The sequence below is a fragment of the Paenibacillus ginsengihumi DSM 21568 genome (assembly GCF_000380965.1).
Taxonomy (GTDB): domain Bacteria; phylum Bacillota; class Bacilli; order Paenibacillales; family NBRC-103111; genus Paenibacillus_G; species Paenibacillus_G ginsengihumi.
Genome location: NZ_KB905591.1, coordinates 1 through 17,844 on the forward strand (window position 1 = coordinate 1; position 17,844 = coordinate 17,844).

Sequence of the window (17,844 nt, forward strand, 5' to 3'; positions counted from 1 at the left end):
CTGCCTTTGCGAATGACCGAACGATCCGAACGGCAAATGGCGCAAGCCTGCTTGCGTGACTTTGGAACAACCTGAATATGGATCGTTTGCTCATCAATTTCCACAATCTGTTGAACATTTACCTCTGGTAAATTGACTAAAAGATCAGTATACTGGTTGTGCATCTGTCATTCCTCGAGTTGGATTGGTCGCACAACCATCTTATGGAATGTACAGATGTTTTTCAATTTTGGCTCTACATGTTGTCAAGCACTATGTTTGGTATAGAGCCTAAATTTATTTGTAAAATTACACATTCAGGAGCGGTATCGGACCGTTTTCGGCCAAATTCCGGCTTCGCGGCGAAAAAATAAAACAGCTCCGGCGCGCGGAGCTGTTATCTGGCGGCGAAAGCGGTTATCCTTGCGGCTTGCAGACGAGCGCGGCCAGGAACGAGAAGATGATTGCCGCCGAGATGCCGGCGCTCGTCACCTCGAAAATGCCGGTGATGATGCCGATCGGGCCGCTCGTCTTCAGCTCGGCCAAAGCGCCGTGCACGAGCGAATTGCCGAAGCTGGTAATCGGCACGGTCGCTCCGGCGCCGGCGAATTTGATGAACGGTTCGTACAAGCCGAGGCCGTCGACGATCGCCCCGGCCACGACCAATGTGCTCATCGTATGCGCGGGAGTTAGCCGGACGATGTCGATCAACAGCTGGCCGACAACGCAAATCGCGCCCCCGATGACGAATGCCCATACAAACTGCATCCAATTCATTGCTCTTCACCTCCGCTTTCGATAGCAACCGCGTGGGCGATGCACGGAATGCTCTCTCCTTGCTGGTACGATAACGGCGAATGCAGCGATCCCGTCGCGACGACAAGCACCCTTCTCAGCTCGCCGCGCCTCATTCGTTTGAGAATATGGCCGTACGTCACGGTGGCGGAGCAGCCGCACCCGCTGCCTCCGGCCTGAACGTCCTGCTTCTTCAGATCGTAAATCATCAGGCCGCAGTCGTTGTACTTCGTCTGCTGCATCGGCAGCCCGTGCTTGACGAGCAGGTCTCTGGCGATTTCGGAGCCGACGCTGGCCAGGTCGCCTGTGACGATCAGATCGTAGTAGCCAGGCTCGCGGTTGAAATCGCGAAAATGCGCCGCAATCGTATCGACCGCCGCCGGAGCCATCGCCGCCCCCATATTGAACGGGTCCTTGAGGCCCATATCGACGACGCGGCCGATCGTGGCGCCGGTTACGACCGGCCCTTCGCCGCGATCGGAGAGGACAGCTACGCCGGCTCCGGTCACGGTATATTGCGCGGTAGGCGGCTTCTGCGAGCCGTATTCCGTCGGATAGCGGAATTGCTTCTCCACCGTGCAGTTATGGCTGCACGTGCCCGCGACCACATTGCGGCCGAATCCTGAATCGACGATGAGCGAGGCCAGCGCCAGTCCTTCCATCGATGTCGAGCAGGCGCCGAAAATGCCGAGATACGGGATATTCAGCGTGCGGACGGCAAACGTGTTGCTGATGATCTGGTTCATCAAATCGCCGCCAACATAAAAATGAACGCGATCGTTCGTCAGTCCCGCATTTTCGATTGCCAGCTTGGACGCTTCCTCCAGCAGCTTTTTCTCCGCTTTCTCCCAGCTGTCCTGCCCTATTCGCAAATCGCCGTGGACGATATCGAATTCGTTGCCGAGCGGGCCCTCGCCTTCATCCGGCCCGACGACCGTGGCCGTGCCGATGATGACCGGACGGTTGCGAAATTCCCAGCTTTGATGGCCTTTCAGCATGTTATTTCAGCCCCCCGATTTCCAGCGCCATATGAATGAGCCCGATGATGAATGCCGCAACGACGCCGAACACGATGACCGAGCCGGCCAGCTTGAACATGTTGCCGCCGACGCCGAGCACGAGCCCTTCGCTGCGGTGCTCCAGGGCAGCCGAACAGACGGAATTGGCAAAGCCGGTTACCGGAACGGCGGTTCCTGCGCCGGCCCATTGGGCGATTTTGTCGTAAACCCCAAGGCACGTGAGTATAACCGAAATCAAAATAAGCACCGCCACCGTCGGGTTTCCGGCCGTTCTTTCGGTAAAGCCGAAATAAGTCTTGAAGAACAGCGTCAGCGCCTGTCCGATCAGACAGATCGTGCCCCCGACCAAAAAAGCGCGAATGCAGTTTCGCAGAACGGGCCGCGCCGGCTCGCGTTCTTTGGCGAATTGCTTGTATTCCTGCTGCGTCCAGGTCAATTTCTGTTTCGCTTTCGTGGCCATCTTCTTTTCCCCTCGCTTTGCACTTGTTTTCATCGTTAAGAACGGGCCGAATGGCGTCCGACAGCCCTCCGATCAGCCCTGCAGCTTGTCAGGAGCTGTTCGGATAAGGATGGCCTAACCCGGCAGCTTCGGCCATTTTTCGGATGGCAGGGCAAGCACTATTCAAATTATTTGCTAAATCGCCCCGGGTTACCCGGGCCCAACAAAGGTGCATTATATGTAACATATTGCCAGTTATTCACAGCGATGGTTTGTGCATATTAGTTGTGGGAGGTGATTAACATGACCGTTGCATCTCAAGTGAAAACAACGTTGGCCTCTCTCAAAAGCGCTCAAGCCAACCTTGAAACGTTTGCGCTCAGCACCGAAAACCAGGAAGCGAAGCAATTGTTCGAAAATGCCGCCAAAACGACTCAGCAAGTGGTCGACCAGCTGCATTCCCGCGTTCAGGAGCTGGAGCAGCAGGAGCCGCAATACAAAGGCTTTTAATCCAAGCCAACAGTCCGTAAAAAACAAAAACAGCCTTGCGCGCTCCATCGAGCGTTCAAGGCTGTTTGCCGTTCCCGTTGTCTCAGATTCGGGCAAAAATCAACACAACCAGCAGCAATACAAAAAGTACCAAAATGAGCAGCAAGAAGGAGCGCTGACGATCGATGCTCATCGCTTACCGGGCCTCCGTTCGGCATAAAAAGTCCGTACGCTTAAGCTTATTCCCTGCTGCCTCCGTTCGGACCGGGATATGCGCGGATTTGTCGCCAATGCGAGTGACTTAAACAAAGTCTTGTAGGCGTCCATGAAGGCTGAAGGTCGGCATCTCGGCTTCCCGAAAGCGCGGAAGCCAAACGGAAAAGGACCCCGGCAAGAGTCCTTTTTTCCAGCGTTAATCTTTGATGATAACGACCGTGCCTAACGGAATGTGACGAAACAGCCATTCCACGTCTTTGTTGTGCATCCGAATGCAGCCGGACGAGACGGAGCCGCCGATCGACCAGGGACGGTTCGTTCCGTGAATGCCGTATTTGTAGCCGCCGGTTCCCGGCACATTAAGCCCCATCCAGCGGCTGCCGAGCGGGTTGTTCGGATGTCCCCCGGGAATTTGCTTCCTGACGTAATAAGGCTTCTCGATTTTGGTTACAATATGAAACCGCCCCGACGGGGTCAGTTCCTTGCGCCTTCCGGTGGCAACGGGAAAAGAATACATCGCCCTTCCGTTCACCATAACCGACAATACGTTAGCCGATTTGCTGATCACAAGAAAGACGCCTTCTTCCATCAAATGCTCCGGCAGGCTCGTATCCGGCGCCTGTACGTTCGCCGCAAGGGCCGATACCGGCTCACCTTCCGCCGCAACCGGAGTGAAGGTAATCGCGAGAAGTACGAGCATCAGCAGGCTTAACCCGATTTTTTTCAATTCGATCATCCTTATGCTTTGAAATGGCACGCTTAGTGTTGCTTTCGCTCCCCGAGGATATACCGAATAAATCGGCGACCCGGCGGCCTTACTCTTTTCTGACGCTTTCGGCATACTCGGTCCAGTCGCCCTTGACCGTTACGGTAACGGTATCCTGCTCGGTATGCCCGTTCGGCCAGCGGGAAGTAAATACAAACCGATACGCGCCGTCAGGCAACCGCTCGAAATCGTCGCGGTGCGCTTCCCCCTTCCATTGTGTGGAACCTGCTTCAGGCTGAAGCCCTGTCGTTATCTCCGTATAGGACATGCGGGCCGAAACCTGCGCCGCAGGCTCGTTCGTATCCGCCCGCAGCACGAACGCTTCGCCGGCCCAAAACATGTCGGGCGGCCGCGGGCGCTCCGGATCGCCGGACACCTCGGTATTGTATTGGCGCCGATACGATTCCCACAGGTCGGTATGGTTCACAAAGCCCTTCAGCTGCAAATCGCCGACCGGAATTTTCTGGATCGCTTCGGCGGAAGCGCCGTACGGATCGGTCACGACGAGCGACGCTTCCCACTCCCCGGGATGACCGGACGTTGCCGCGGCCGGAATGGCCGTTTCGACGCGCGTGTCCGACGCTTCATATCCGGGACCGCGAATGCGCCACGCATACTGCAGCGGATCGCCGTCGGGATCGTAGGCTTCCCCGATCAGGCGGATTTCGTCTCCTTCGAAGGCGGGCTGCGGAAGCCAGCGGATGCTGACGATCGGCGCCCGGTTAATGTACAGCCACGTTTGCTCAGACCAGTCGGAAGCTGCGCCGTATTGATCGGAATAGGTAAGGCTTTGGAATCTTTTTCATCATTTCCTCCGCCTTTTCCCCTCCGCCACACCGTGCGTGCGCGTTTCCGCGCACACGGCGTTCCATCTTCTCCGCAGCAAGCAGAGAAGACTTGGGGCTGTTCCTCCATGCCCGTTACAGGCACTTCCTCGGTCGCGCCCCAGCTCTCACAAGGGTAAGTGCATTTCGGCCGAAGCCTTATAGCAGCCGTCCTGATGGCATTCAGTTCATGTGACGTCCCTTGCTTTCCTTGTTCCCTGCAACCTAGCTATCCGTATCGTCCTTAGGCGCTGCCTCTGAGTCTCAAGGGCTGGATACCGCCATCGTTCGGTATAGCGACTTTCCTATGGGACTGCGTACTCCTCGCCACCCTTAAGTTGTGTCAGACCCGTTCGTTCGGCAGTTCGTCAGACCGCCCTAAGGTCATTCTCGCCATAGACGATTTTTCAGCCGTCCGGCATATCGGTACGAGCCCCGCAATTAGTGTTCTGGTACTCTTCCTCATGCCGCCTTTACCTGGCTTCATACGGCGGGCGTTGCCGCACCCTGCCGCATGCAGGAGATTAACGAGATCGCTTCGGAAAACATGGCTTCCTCATTTCAATCTTCGGTTGCAAAGTTAGGCTTCGCATAAGCCCCTGCTTTTCCGCCTGCAGCGCTTAGGCAGCAGCCGTTATAGCAGAACAAGTCGCACGTCCCACACTTTGACACGTACGCGCAGCTTCTGTCCGGCCGGCAAATCCTGATTCACGGTCCAGCTGCCGTTTGTGGAGCTGGTCCATTGCGGGAGCTTGCCGGTATCGAGAATCATCGCCGTATTGGCCTCGTTCGTGATCTGCAGCTGATAGCCGGAGAAGATCGTTCCTGCGTCCGGATCGGTCTGTGTCCAAGTCAGCGTCGGCCGCAGCGTATCGATGACGGTCGGTTGAGCTTGCGTCCCGTTCGGGAACGTCATGACGGCCACAGGCGGGCGATTCGTTTGCATCCAGCCGATGTTGCTCCAGGGAGACCACGCTTCTCCATCGCTGACGCGCACCTGAACTTGAACCTTCTGGCCTGCCGCGAGATCGAAGTCGAGTGGCCAGCTATTGCTTGTTGCTGTCGTGTTCTGAAGAACGTTACTTCGGTGCTTGACCGTATTGCCCCATTCATCGCGAATGATCAGATCGTACAGGACAAAGACGGTGCCAGGATCCGGGTCGGACTGATTCCAGCGGATCGTCGGCCGCAGCGTGGAGAGCTGCGTCGGGCTGCTCTGGCTGCCGTTCGGATACGTCAGCACTGCCGCCGGCGGCTTGTTCGGCGCCACCGGGTTCGTCACATTGAGCTCCTGCGTATACCAGTCCGACCAAGCGCCGTATTCGTCGCGAACAGCCATGGCCACCGTATATACGCCCTGTTCGGTCGGCCGGATCAGCTTGCCGTTCACCGATTGGCCGCTCGGCGTAATGTAGTAATATTTCGCTCCGAAGATGCCGCTGTTCGCTTCATAACCGGCCTGACAACCGGTCCGGTAGCCGCGGCAGCGGTCCACGTCGTACGATCGATCGTTCCAGACGACGGTGTTGTCGCCGGCAATCGAGAGCGTGAACAGCGAGATCGGCTTTCGGTGGACGACCAAAATCTTCGAATGAACCGGCGAGTATTTCCGGTAGTTGTCGAAGCGGTTGTCCGGATAGCGGTGGTCCGGCTTCGGATCGTCGGGAATGCGGTAATCGATCCGGTATTCGCCGACTTTACTGAACTGCAAAATTTCGTTTGTTTCTTTTCGAGGCGGCTGATAACCGACGGCGCCGTCATTGTAATCGAGGAACATGTTCCAGTTCGTATGCGTGTATGTCCATTCGCTGCGCGCCGGGATGGGCGGATCGTTCTCCGGGTCCTTGAACGTCTTCGTATACCGCACCGGTTCGTTCACAATGGCGTAGCCGTCCACGAACGATAGGCCTGGGTCGGGATACACCGCGTAGGACAATGCTTTGAACTCGACCGCGGTCTGCTCCGTAAACGGACCGAAGCCGCCGGAAGCAAACGTGTTGTCGTTTACGTCCATCTGCAGGTAGCCGTTCAAATAAATCCGGATGTTGCTGCCGATCGCCATGACTTCGACCGTGTACCACGTGTTCGATTCCAGGCTGCTGATTGCTTTGCGCGCCAGCTCGGTCTTGCGGCCATTGACGATTTTGAACAACACCGCCGTGTTTTTCATCAGCTCCAACCGGTACATATTGGCATGATTCGTCTGCCGGAAGGCAAGACCGGTCGGGATCACGGCATCCGGCTCATACAAATAGCGGAAGCTCATTTTGAGCGAAAAGCTGGACAGCTGAATCGGGCTCATAAACTGCCCGTGCGTCCGGGTACGGCCGTCCACGTACATTTCATTTTGCGCGCCCTGGCTGTAGTCCGGATCAATGGTGAGCAGCTTATCCGGCGCCTGGAACACCACATTCCCGTTAAATAACCGATTTTCTTCGCTCCGCGGCCTAGTTTCGTACATCCATAAGTTTGGATCTTCTTTGCCTGCTGGCAGCGTATCGCCGACGTAATTGAAGTTGGCGTCGAAGTATTCCGTTTTGTATAAACGGTGTCCGGAGATACGTGTTGCCCATTCCGGATTTTGATCCGAAGAAGTCGTCACCTCGTGGTATTGGACTTTGATTAAATCGCCCTTGGCGTTCATATATACGACCGGAACCAACAGAATGCCATATCCCCGTTTAACCACCCGAAAAGGCGTCAGGTTGCCTTGTGCATCCAAGGTCAAGAGCCCCACAGAGTATCCCTGATTGCCTAACCAGGAACTACAGTTCATGATGATTTTATCGTTAAAAGTACGGGTCGTCGCATAGGTTAACCGACCGTAGTTGTTCGTACCGCACATGTTGCTGATCTCCGCTTCGGTGAAGTGGCGCGTAAAATAGGGACGGTCTGCTCCGTACTCGGTAAGGCTCAGCGACTGCGGCCACTCCGACCGGCTATTCTGCCACAAGATACGCCCATTTTCCAGGGTGGTAAACACGCCTTCTGGCATCTGGTTGGTAAAGTAATAGTGCCACGGATTCGTTCCATCAGCGAAGGTCATCGGCGAACCTTGCGTTGAGTCGCAAAATCCTCCGTTAAATCCGCGCCCCTTTTCCTCATACTGCCCTTTTTCAATCTCCTTCTTGATGCCGTTATTGAGATCGGACAAGCGATACTTCGTGAAATAGTAAACGGTTCGGTTCGAGCAGGATCCATAATTGAAATCGACATATTGACGCACGATCAACTCGTCCGTCGCTTTGTTCCATTGAATATCAGCTAAGGAATTCGTGTCTGTCAATGGAACAGGTTCAAAGCGAGAACTTGCGACATAATACTGATAGGCCCAGCTGTTTCTGCTTCTCATAAGAACTAAATCATCAAAAATAAAATCATCGAAATACGGATCGCCGCCATCATAGTTCTTTATTATTTTCAGTTTCTTCTCAGCCACTACGTTCATCGGGGCGGCATACAGCTGATCGTAGCCCCAGCCGCTGTAATCCGTTTCGCGGATTCCGGCGGAAATGAGCGTATTTCGCCATGTTTTGGTATAACCGCTGTACAGTCCCGGGCTGGCGCCGTCCAGCGTCGTGATCGGCCAGCGCATCATATCGGACACATACACAGGGTGAGATTCGACCGGCATCGGCTCTTCGACTTGTCCGGACGCGGTGAACGTCGCCTCCGGCGCATCGTTGATGACGTCGATCCAGTACAGCGCCTCGGCCGATTTGCCGTATTCGCCGGGCTCCTTGGCATAGACCTTCAGGCAGTATTTGCCGATCTTGTCCGACGAGAACGGGAAATTGTTCCCGTGATCCGATAACAGCGTCGTCGGCGAACATGTGCCGTTATTTTGGTTGTCATAGCCGTAATGGATCCGGTACACTTCGATACCGTCGCCGTCCGGCGAGTACGATGTATTGCGCAGCTGAATCGTCTGGTTCCGCACAATCGTCTCCTGATACTGCAGCTGAGGGATTGGCGGCATATCTGGAAACACCGTTAACGTATGCTTGGCCGGCTTCAGCGATTTCAAGCCCGTGTTGTCGTATACGTGCAGCTGCAGCTCATAGGTTCCGGGGGTAGGGTATTTATCAGCCCATAATCCGCCCTTTTCGTCCCTATTGTGATCGATGGTCCGTCCGGCGACGGGAGAATAGCTTTTGTCCGTACGGAACGGCTCCGGCAGCGGCCGATTCTCTTTCACAAGCGAAGGGCCGGTAATGACCGGGATCGGGTTCGGCGGTACCACTTCCAAATATTCGCAGACCGTCAAGGAGGTGCGTTTCGTGGAGCCTGTCAGGCACACCATCTGATCCCCGGCCGGATCTGCTGTAACGAGTCCGGTAATGGTGCGTTGGTTATATGGCGGCCGTAGATTTTTCATGGTCGGAATGCTGGCCACCCAAGATGTACTCTGCGTAAAATCCCAGGACAGCTCGACGTCCATGCCTTGCGGATCGCGGGCTTTCGTGACCTTGAGCGCCACCGTTTCCCCCAGTGCGGCGCGCGTGATCGGATTGTTCAAGTCGTGGCTGTAAAACCATTTGAACTCGAGCTCGAGCGGTTCAGGCGGCGGCTCCGGACCGATGGTGAATTCTGTGGTGCCAATCGTATGCGAGTTACCGCAGTTATCCAGCACCGAGCCAAATACGTGGATTTTCCCCGAACCGATGCCGCCGGGGTACGAAAAGTTTCGGCTATCATAGAAAAAGCCGTGCGATCCATCCAGCTTGCCATTCACAACTCCATTGAAGGGCATATTCGGCGACACATGCCGGTTCCCTCTTGGGTCTTCGTAGGAAATACGAAACGTCGCTGCTTTGCAGGACGAGGCCGAATCATCGACCGTCACAATGGTCAAATTGTCATCGCCCCAAGGAATGAAAGGCTTGTCCACTTCAATCGTTCCGGTAATTTTGCCGTCGCCTCCGCCGCCGCCATCGTCGCCGCAGGAAGTTTGCGTCCGGATCGTCACCGATTTCACGTTATTGCCCCGCGTTGCCTCGTTTTCGCCCACCGCATTGTCCTCATCGACAACGAGCGTAAATGTGATGATCGGCGAGCTGACGGTGCCGGTATACGTCCCGGATAGCGTGATTCCGTTTTTCATCCCCCCGGGAATCGTCTCCGTCTTCTTCACGACGCCATCCACTTTGACGACAACCTTGAACGGCTTGTCGGTCGATTCGCCGCCATTGCGGTACTTGTAAGTGAGCGTAATGGGAGCGTTGACGACGTAGCACGCTTTATCCGGCACGAGATCCGCAGCCATCAGGTCCGGCACCGTCGGCGGCTCATACGTTACATCGATGTAGGCCTGGTATTGGTAGGTGGTGCCTTTCCATTTGGCGTAGGCGTACATAAAGTAGTTACGTAATAAGCCATCTGTGCCATCGTTGTCAGGATCATCCTTATAAAATCGAGGGTTTACATCCCCATCCAACTTTAACATTGTTCGGATCATACCTTGACCGGGAAGCTTACCTTTACCGTAAGATAACGGAATGGCGTTAGTATCAGAATGTTTAGAAGCACCATAAATTTCGATGGAATCCTGTTTCAGTTTAGAACCATCTGTAATGTCTGGAATCCCATCCTCGAGCTTAACATTGTTCTCATTCAGAAACCATTGTTCTGGACGAACCACTTCATAAGCCGTTGTTACCGCCCAGCCTTCTTTGTTATAATCCATTACCAGATCTCCACTAGCTGTTGATCCTGCCTGACCCGATTTTAAATACTGCGGGGAGTTAAATGCATACCTTAAATCGGGGCCATTGTTCGGAGCGCCGGGGGTGCGATAATCAAAAGGTTTTGTTGTATATCGATATCGTCCCACTGTGGGAATCAGGCCCGGATAAGGTGACGGATTGCCGGGAGCACCGTCAAATTCAATAGGCGTTTCCGGTGTTGCCTCCCCTCTATGTTCCCATATACGCCCTTCGGGTTGTCGGTAAATTTGGTGCCCCGGCAATGTTTCAGAGATGCCATATACGGTTGTTTCCTTTCCTCTTAGTCCAGTTACGGTGACAGTATGACCGCTTAACGTGACATTTGAGGAACTATCTACTCCGTTATTGAATAACTTGACCGAAGTTATAGTCCCTGGTATATGTGAGGAAAGATTTATCGTAAACGATTTTGTCTCCGAAGCCGAAAACTGGACGTTTACTTCGCTTTCACTGATTGCCGATTGTTCAAAGTTGTAATACAAACGCTTCGTCTCGGCCGCAGCGGCTTCTGTTGAAGAAATATAAGCAAAGGGAAGTAGTAACTCTACAATGAAAAGAGATAGTAAGACCTTTGCGATCATCTTACGCAAAAGGCTCGCCCCCTATTTTTTTGCAATTTTAACTTTGTTGCCGACAACGTTAAAAGTCATACCGGTTTTAGCATGATCCTTTTCCACCGTGTAAGCGACGAATCCGGAATAAGTTCCAGGCTTTCTAAATGGAATTACTTCTGGAAGACTTTCCTTAGAGACGGTTAAAAGTCCTGTTCTATCATAAAGAGTAAAATGTTGATTGTCATATAATCGGACATTATCATCCGCTGATTCATCGACATTAACAGTAAACTTGGCCATCACCACAATATCTCGCTTTTTATCCGCTGTTTCCGGCCACCACGACTTATCGATGTAAGCCCAATAAGGATCATTCTCGTCGCTCGGATCAGCCACAATAACCTGATTCAGCGTCACCGAAGCTCCTTGACCCAGGCTCCACGTTTGCCCGATGTTTTGTGGTTGAAGTCCCAGCATTGAGTTTACATTGCTGCCGGTTTTCTCGATTTCCGCTCGAGACACAGCATATTTATCGACTTCCAGCTCTTTGCCCTCCCGAGCGTCCAAAATACGCTCGATAATCGTTACCGCCTGCGCACGAGTGGTATGGCCCATCGGCTCCAACTCGCCGTTGCCTACGCCCTGGACGATGCCGCGTTCGGTCGCTTCGAGCAGCGTTCCCTTCAGCTCCGGATCGACTGCCTTCACTGCGTACATGGCCATCTCGGCCCGCACCATCGGCTGGTTCATGTCGCCGGGGCTAAACCTTTCATCGACAATGCCTTCCTCTCTCAGCGCCTTGATGTACGGCATGTACCAGGCATTGCCCTCCACCGTTTCCACCTTCTTGCCGATCCCTGCAGCCACAAGCTTCATAAACTGCGCCCGCGTCACCGGCTCGTTCGGCCGGAAAGTGCCGTCCTCGAAGCCGTCAACGTATCCTTTGGCCGCTGCGTCTTTAACCGATTGCTCGAACCATTGGCCCGAGATATCCGAAAAATGGGCCGAGCTGTAGGAAGTGCCTGCGACGGCTCCCGTAATGGCGACTGCAACGATGCCGGCTGCTGTCAGTTTTTGCAGAGATGTGAATGTCTTTTTCATGGTTATATTTTCCCCTCTCATGGAATTGATTTATCGATAGTTATTGTTCAATTGATTCAGCCTTGCTGATCTCTCGAAGCCTTTCCTGCATCCGTACAAGTGCTGTCGTTAGTAAAATCATTTCTGACTTCATCTCGTGCGGCACTTCAGCCACGTCCATAAGGCAAGTATTGGCCCAAGACATTAGGTGCGAGGCTTTACCGATGTGAGCCAGCGCTTGAAAAATGTAATCATCCTGCTTACCGAGCTTGATAAATATCTCGTTATTCGGTTGGATCGATAGTGCTTCTTTCATACTCCATACCTCCATCTCGTATCGTATTTATTACTTCGCTGTAACGTATTCAACGTTTCCAATTTTCAAATACTGCGGCTGAAGCTTCCCATCCGCTGCCATCCTTTCATGGACTGCCGTCTTCTCCAAGGCGTAAAACTTCCACATCTTAAGCTGCTGCTTCGGCCTGAGGCTAAACATATGCAACGCATCGTAAGCGGCATGAGAAGCTTCTATTATGTTGCCGCTGCGGACGAATCCAAGCAGATCGGAACTGTCGTAACGCACCTTTGCATCCGCATGCTCAGTCGCTCTGACCGTAAGCTGATACGCAACGACGTACACGTCCAATAGGTCGCCGCCTGCCTGCAGCTCCAATCCTTTCGTCAAGTATCCGTACGGCTGAGCTTCTCCCCGTGCGTAATCAAGAACAATCATCCGGTTCACGTCCACACGAAGCGCTTCGTCATAAGGCACATCTTTTGGCAAAAAAATGTCCCTCAGTCCAAAGACCACCCCCGCATTGCTGCCGATCCGATGGATCCATACGGTTTGAAGCGCATCCTTGTCCGGCACAAGGCTGCCCCCGGATCGGAGCGTCCGGACACGTTCCATAATGACGCACGCCTGCGCCCTTGTCGTCAGTCCGTCCGGCTCAAGCTCACCGTATCCGACGCCTTGCAGCAACCCTCTTTCCACAGCTTCCTCGATCGTCCCCTCCATATCCCGATCAACGGCTCTTAATGCTACTCGCGCCATTTCGGCTCTTGTCATAGGCGCATTCATCTCTTCGGGGAGTTCTTCCATATCGACAATCCCCTCCTGCTGCAGCGCTTGGGCGTACGGCATGTACCATGCAGCGCCATCCTGCAGCTTCGCGCCTTTGCCGATTGCTGCCGCTACCAATTTCATGAATTGCGCTCGCGTCACCGGCTGATCCGGCCGAAAGGTACCGTCCTCGAAGCCGTGCAAGTATCCTTGCGCTACAGCATCGGCGATATAACGCTCGGCCCAATGACCCGCTGCATCGGAAAAGGCGTTTGCCGGACCGGAACTCGTACTGCTGTCAAGGTGTACAGCCGCATTCGCGCCGCTTGTCAGCTGCATGACCATCGCCGCAGCGAAAGCAACCAGCGCGACCGTCCCATACTTGAACGCACGCTTACTCATGCCCAACTCTCCTTGTTCTACGCTTGTGCTATCTTGAAAATAGCCCGGGCCCGCGGCCCATTTTCATCTTCTGATGGTGCCGCGCCGGCGGCATGGGCGTCTATCTTGAAAACTCGACGAAGTCCTTCGGCGAATTTTCAATACCGCAGGTGACGACCGATGACGACAGGAATCGCTTGGCACAGGCGGCCATCTTGCAAATAAGAAAAGCACCCCAAACAAAGGTTCGCCTCTGTCCATCGGGTGCTTCCACGATCTGACCTCTATGGGTTCCGTATGCTATAAGTTCCATGATGATACCTACGACCCATATTATACCTTAAGTCCTATCATTTTGACAATTGCTATCTTGAAAAATTCGACGAAGTCCTTCGGCGAAATTTTCAATACCGCAGGTGACGACCGATGACAAAGGCTTCGTTCGCCACTGTCTCAACAAGGACTTTTTTCCTAATTTTTAAAGAATAACCTCGTCTTCGGCAATATCCTTTCTCGTGCAAACCTATACGGTGCTGCGACAGGGATACTCAATCGGTGCCCCCCGAACTCTGCGTTAGTTGTCGAACTTCATGTTAGCGTTTGGACTCCGCGCAAAGGTTCGAACTCCGCGTTAGCGCTGCTCCTTGCCAGGCTCACCCGAGCACATAAGGCGACAAATCCTGCAAAAAATGCAACTTTGCCGTATCCTTCGCCCAAAAAGAGGGGGATTGTTGTATTTTGCGCAACAATTTGGATGAGATTGGCTTCAAATCGAGGAAAATCGCCTGAAATGTTGCACATTCTACAACAATGAGCCGCGAGTACGGCCGGTTTCCCCGTTTTTGTTGTACAAAATACAACATTTGCTCATTCTCTTGAAAATAGCCCGGGGCTCGCGGCACATTTTCATCCAAGGCGGCTGGCAAGCGGTCGCGCACCGCAATGCGCGCCGAGCCAACCGGCAGAGCCGCGGCGGCGGCCGCCTTCCTCTAGCCGCCCGCGGCCCGGGCGGAGCGGCCCGCATCCTGGGCGTACGGCGCTTCCCACGAGCGGTATTTGTTCGGGACGATGACCCGGAAGACGGAGCCTTTGCCGAGTTCGCTCTCCACCTCGATCCGGCCGTCGTGCGCTTCGGCGAGCGCCTTGGCGATGCTCAGACCGAGACCGACGCCGCCGCTGAACCGCGAGCGCGATTTGTCAGCCCGATACAACCGGTTGAACACATACGGCAAATCCTCCGGACCGATGCCGATCCCCGTATCCGAGCAAAAAATGATCGTATCGTCCTCGCTGTAGCCGACACCGAGGATGACGCGGCCTCCCGCATTCGTATATTTGATCGCGTTGGAGACGATGTTGGCGATGATCTGGACCATTTTGTCCCGGTCGACCTCCGCATAGCAGGGCACGTTCGGGTTGCTGAACTGAAGGCGAATGCCTTTGCTCCGCGCCATCGATTGGAAGTTGCGGTACACGCGCTCGGCCAGCTGCACCATATTTGTCCGTTTGATGGACACGGTAAAACGGGCCGCCTCCGCCTCGGACAGCTTTTCCATGTCGTTCATAAGGCGGCTCAGCCGAATCAGCTCATCGTAGATTTCCTCCAGCCATTCCTGCTTCACTTCATATATGCCGTCGATCATCGCTTCCAGCTGGGACAGCACGGAAGTGAGCGGCGTGCGCAGCTCGTGAGTCAAATCCTCCATCAGCTGATGGCGCCAATCCTCCTGCTTCTTCAGCTCGCGGGACAGCTCGTTGAGCGTTAGCGCCAGCTGCCTGACCTCCTCAGGACCCTTGACCTCCGCCGACTCGTTCCAATGCCCCTGACGTATTTTCATCGCTGTGCTCTGCAGCCGCTCCATATGCGCCGACAGCAGCCGGGACACGTAATAGCTGATGCCGACCGAGACGAGGACGATGAGAGCGAACAGCCAGGCCGAGCGCGTCCGCATCGTCTGGCGGTAAGCGACGACGTTCGGATCGAGCTCGTTAAGCGATTTCAAGTACCCGATCTTAAGCAGGCCTTGGCTTTCTCCCTTGGAGATGAGCGGATATTCCTGAATAACGATATTTTCGTCCTCGTTCACGCGGCTCAGCATATCGAACCATGGCGGTCCACCGTCCGGAGGCCCGTAGCTGATCAGAATGCCGTACAGCGTCGCGCGGCGGTTAAGCCACAGCTTCTCATCTCCCGTATAGGGACCGACCTCCAGATGCTCGTTGCGCATGTCGTCCATCATTTTAAAAGCGTTGAGAGTCAGCTGTTCCCGCTGATAGCGCTCAAATACGTTTTCCCAGTTAAAATTGTAAGCGGATGCAATGATAGCAATAATGAGCAAAAAGCTTCCCTGGAGCACCAGAAACAGCACGACGTTCATTTTGCGCAGCAGGCGGACGATCATCCGATCATCCCTCCTCTTCCTTCCCGTCCGGCATCGCCGAGAAACGGTAGCCCGCTCCGACCAAGGTGACGATATATTTCGGCTCGCCGGGATCCTCTTCAATTTTTTTGCGCAAATTTTTCACATGCGTATCGATCGAGCGGCTGTCGCCCTGAAAGCGGTAGCCGAGCACCTGCTGGGTCAGCTCGCTGCGGCTGAACACCTTGCCGGGCCTAGAGACGAGCACGGTCAGCAGCTTGAACTCGGTCGTCGTGAGATTGACGCTCGTCCCGCGAACGACCGCCGTTCCCGCTTCCAGATTGACGACGAGCTGTCCGCGATCGAACGTCAGCACGCCGGGATTGCTCGTCTCAGGCGTGTAGCGGTTGATCCGGCGCAGCAGGGCATGAATGCGGGCGATCACTTCCTTGACCCTAAACGGCTTCATGATATAATCGTCCGCACCGAGCTGCAGCCCTTGAATCGTGTCCGCTTCGCGCGACTTCGAGGTAATCATAATGATCGGCACGACCGATTGCTTGCGAATTTCCCGGCATACCTCCTCGCCCGGGAGCCCTTCGATCATCAGATCAAGCAGTACGACCTGGTATTCGTTCGCCGCGAACAACCGAAGCGCTTCATGGCCGTCCGAAGTGTAATCGGCCTCCCAGCCTTCGTTCTTGAGATAGGCGATCAGCACTTCGCGAATCTTCGGCTCGTCTTCCACCAGCAAAATGCGCATCGTTCATCCCCCTCAGCATAACTTGCTCGCCGTACGATCCGTTACTTGTAGTATCTATTCTTGTGACGACCGATGACGCAGGAATCGCTCGTCATAGGCGTCCATCTTGAAAATTTGGCGGTTTCCGCCGACAAAATTTCAATACCGAAGGCGACGACCGATGACGCAGGAATCGCTCGTCATAGGCGTCCATACGCGTATATTCATTCGGATCGGATCGCCGGAAAGGCCGGCGCAGGCAAAGCGGGAGCAGCGGATTTGCGGAGCGTGATTGGCCGGTGTCCGTCCCCGTCCTGCCATGCTTCATCGCAATAACACCCCGCAAATCCGTTACTGCCGCCCGATGAAGAACAAAAACAAGGGAAAGCCTGACAGGAAGTCTGTCAGGCATCCTTCATTTCCATATTAGCGGGCTTTGCCCTATTCGACAAGCCCCGTTCTTTCCACGCCTTCCACGAACCAGCGCTGCGTGAAGGCGTACACGATCAGGGGCGGCAGAATGATCAGGAAGGAGGCCGCCATCTTGATCGGCTCGGCGAAGATGCTCGGTCCGGCCTGCTCCGCTTCCGCCGCAAGCGAGGCGGCCAGGCGGGATAAGCTGATGGACAGAGGCACTTCCTTCGTGCCGAACATGAACATGGACGGATAATAGAAGTCGTTCCAATTCCATACGAACGAGAACAGGAAGACGACGATAATCGCCGACGACGAGATCGGCAGCATGACCCGGAAAAAGACGCGGAACACGCTGGCGCCGTCGATTTTGGCCGCTTCCTCGAGTTCCTTCGGCAGCGTGCTGAAAAACTGCCGGAAAATAATAACGAACAGCGCGCCCTTCAGGCCGTGACCGAATATCGCGGGGATGATCAGCGGCCAGTAGGTGTTGATCCAGCCGAATTCCTTGAACATGATGATCATCGGCAATATCGTTGCCTGCGGCGGCATGATGAACGTGAAGATCAGGCAGATGAACCAAAATTTTTTGAGCGGAAAATCAAGCCGGGCAAACGCGTACCCGGCGATAGCGCAGGAAATAACCTGCAGCACCGCCACGGAGAGCGACACCGTCATGCTGATCGTGAACGCCTGGCCGTACTGCAGCAGCCTCAGCGCATCTTCCAGATGGCCGAAGAACAGCGAGCGCGGCACCCAGATGACCGCCGGGTCGAGCAGGTTGGCCGCATCCTTGACCATCGTGGTGAGCATGTAAAGGATCGGCTTGACGTAGATAAAGGCGGTGTCGATCAAGATCAAATACATGAACAGCCGGAAAATCAAGCCCTTGTCGGCTTCTTTGCCAAGCAGGACGTTCCTGCTCGTCACCAGCCATCGCTGCCGCCGCGGCGCATCGAAGCGCACGTTCTTGAAGCGGTTCAGTACCTTTTCCATT

Annotated in this window: 13 protein-coding genes and 1 pseudogene; 1 reads left to right on the top strand and 13 read right to left on the bottom strand. The window is 54.6% G+C overall.

The window, feature by feature from the left end:
• The 4 genes and pseudogenes from F591_RS33585 to spoVAC all read right to left on the bottom strand — a co-directional run.
• Window positions 1-164: pseudogene (locus tag F591_RS33585) on the bottom strand (ISL3 family transposase); the annotation flags it as partial.
• Between the two features lie 232 nt (window positions 165-396).
• A complete protein-coding gene (gene spoVAE / locus F591_RS0118860; protein ID WP_026326729.1) occupies window positions 397-747 on the bottom strand; it encodes a stage V sporulation protein AE in 351 nt (116 codons plus the stop codon).
• 5 nt (window positions 748-752) lie between these two features.
• Window positions 753-1,772: a stage V sporulation protein AD gene (gene spoVAD, locus F591_RS0118865; protein WP_019536179.1), complete on the bottom strand. Its 1,020-nt coding sequence runs from the start codon at window positions 1,770-1,772 to the stop codon at window positions 753-755.
• Window position 1,773: 1 nt separating this feature from the next.
• On the bottom strand, window positions 1,774-2,253 hold the full coding sequence (gene spoVAC, locus F591_RS0118870; RefSeq protein ID WP_019536180.1) for a stage V sporulation protein AC: 480 nt from the start codon (window positions 2,251-2,253) through the stop codon (window positions 1,774-1,776).
• A gap of 282 nt (window positions 2,254-2,535) precedes the next feature.
• Here spoVAC and F591_RS0118875 point away from each other — a divergent pair, with 282 nt between their 5' ends.
• A complete protein-coding gene (locus tag F591_RS0118875) occupies window positions 2,536-2,742 on the top strand; it encodes a DUF1657 domain-containing protein (protein WP_019536181.1) in 207 nt (68 codons plus the stop codon).
• 391 nt (window positions 2,743-3,133) lie between these two features.
• On the opposite strand, the gene F591_RS0118885 is transcribed toward F591_RS0118875, so the two are convergent.
• The 9 genes from F591_RS0118885 to F591_RS0118935 all read right to left on the bottom strand — a co-directional run bounded on the left by F591_RS0118885 (window position 3,134) and on the right by F591_RS0118935 (window position 17,843).
• Window positions 3,134-3,673: a L,D-transpeptidase gene (locus tag F591_RS0118885; protein ID WP_019536183.1), complete on the bottom strand. Its 540-nt coding sequence runs from the start codon at window positions 3,671-3,673 to the stop codon at window positions 3,134-3,136.
• 79 nt (window positions 3,674-3,752) lie between these two features.
• A complete protein-coding gene (locus tag F591_RS0118890) occupies window positions 3,753-4,205 on the bottom strand; it encodes a hypothetical protein (protein WP_019536184.1) in 453 nt (150 codons plus the stop codon).
• Between the two features lie 956 nt (window positions 4,206-5,161).
• Window positions 5,162-9,883 (bottom strand): glycoside hydrolase family 78 protein, encoded by a 4,722-nt coding sequence (locus F591_RS0118895; RefSeq protein WP_019536185.1) that lies wholly within the window; start codon window positions 9,881-9,883, stop codon window positions 5,162-5,164.
• A gap of 972 nt (window positions 9,884-10,855) precedes the next feature.
• Window positions 10,856-11,908, bottom strand: coding sequence for an S-layer homology domain-containing protein (locus F591_RS29680; protein ID WP_019536187.1), 1,053 nt, complete (start codon window positions 11,906-11,908; stop codon window positions 10,856-10,858).
• Window positions 11,909-11,948: 40 nt separating this feature from the next.
• Entirely contained in the window at window positions 11,949-12,203 is a 255-nt protein-coding gene (locus F591_RS0118905; RefSeq protein ID WP_019536188.1) for a hypothetical protein, read from the bottom strand.
• A 30-nt stretch (window positions 12,204-12,233) separates the two neighbouring features.
• On the bottom strand, window positions 12,234-13,352 hold the full coding sequence (locus F591_RS29685) for an S-layer homology domain-containing protein (protein ID WP_019536189.1): 1,119 nt from the start codon (window positions 13,350-13,352) through the stop codon (window positions 12,234-12,236).
• A gap of 968 nt (window positions 13,353-14,320) precedes the next feature.
• Window positions 14,321-15,733: a sensor histidine kinase gene (locus F591_RS0118920; protein ID WP_019536190.1), complete on the bottom strand. Its 1,413-nt coding sequence runs from the start codon at window positions 15,731-15,733 to the stop codon at window positions 14,321-14,323.
• A 4-nt stretch (window positions 15,734-15,737) separates the two neighbouring features.
• Window positions 15,738-16,454, bottom strand: a complete 717-nt coding sequence (locus F591_RS0118925; RefSeq protein WP_019536191.1) for a response regulator transcription factor — start codon at window positions 16,452-16,454, stop codon at window positions 15,738-15,740.
• A 420-nt stretch (window positions 16,455-16,874) separates the two neighbouring features.
• The gene (locus tag F591_RS0118935; protein WP_019536193.1) at window positions 16,875-17,843 is read right to left on the bottom strand and encodes a carbohydrate ABC transporter permease; all 969 of its coding nucleotides are present in this window, start codon (window positions 17,841-17,843) and stop codon (window positions 16,875-16,877) included.
• Window position 17,844 lies beyond the last annotated feature (1 nt).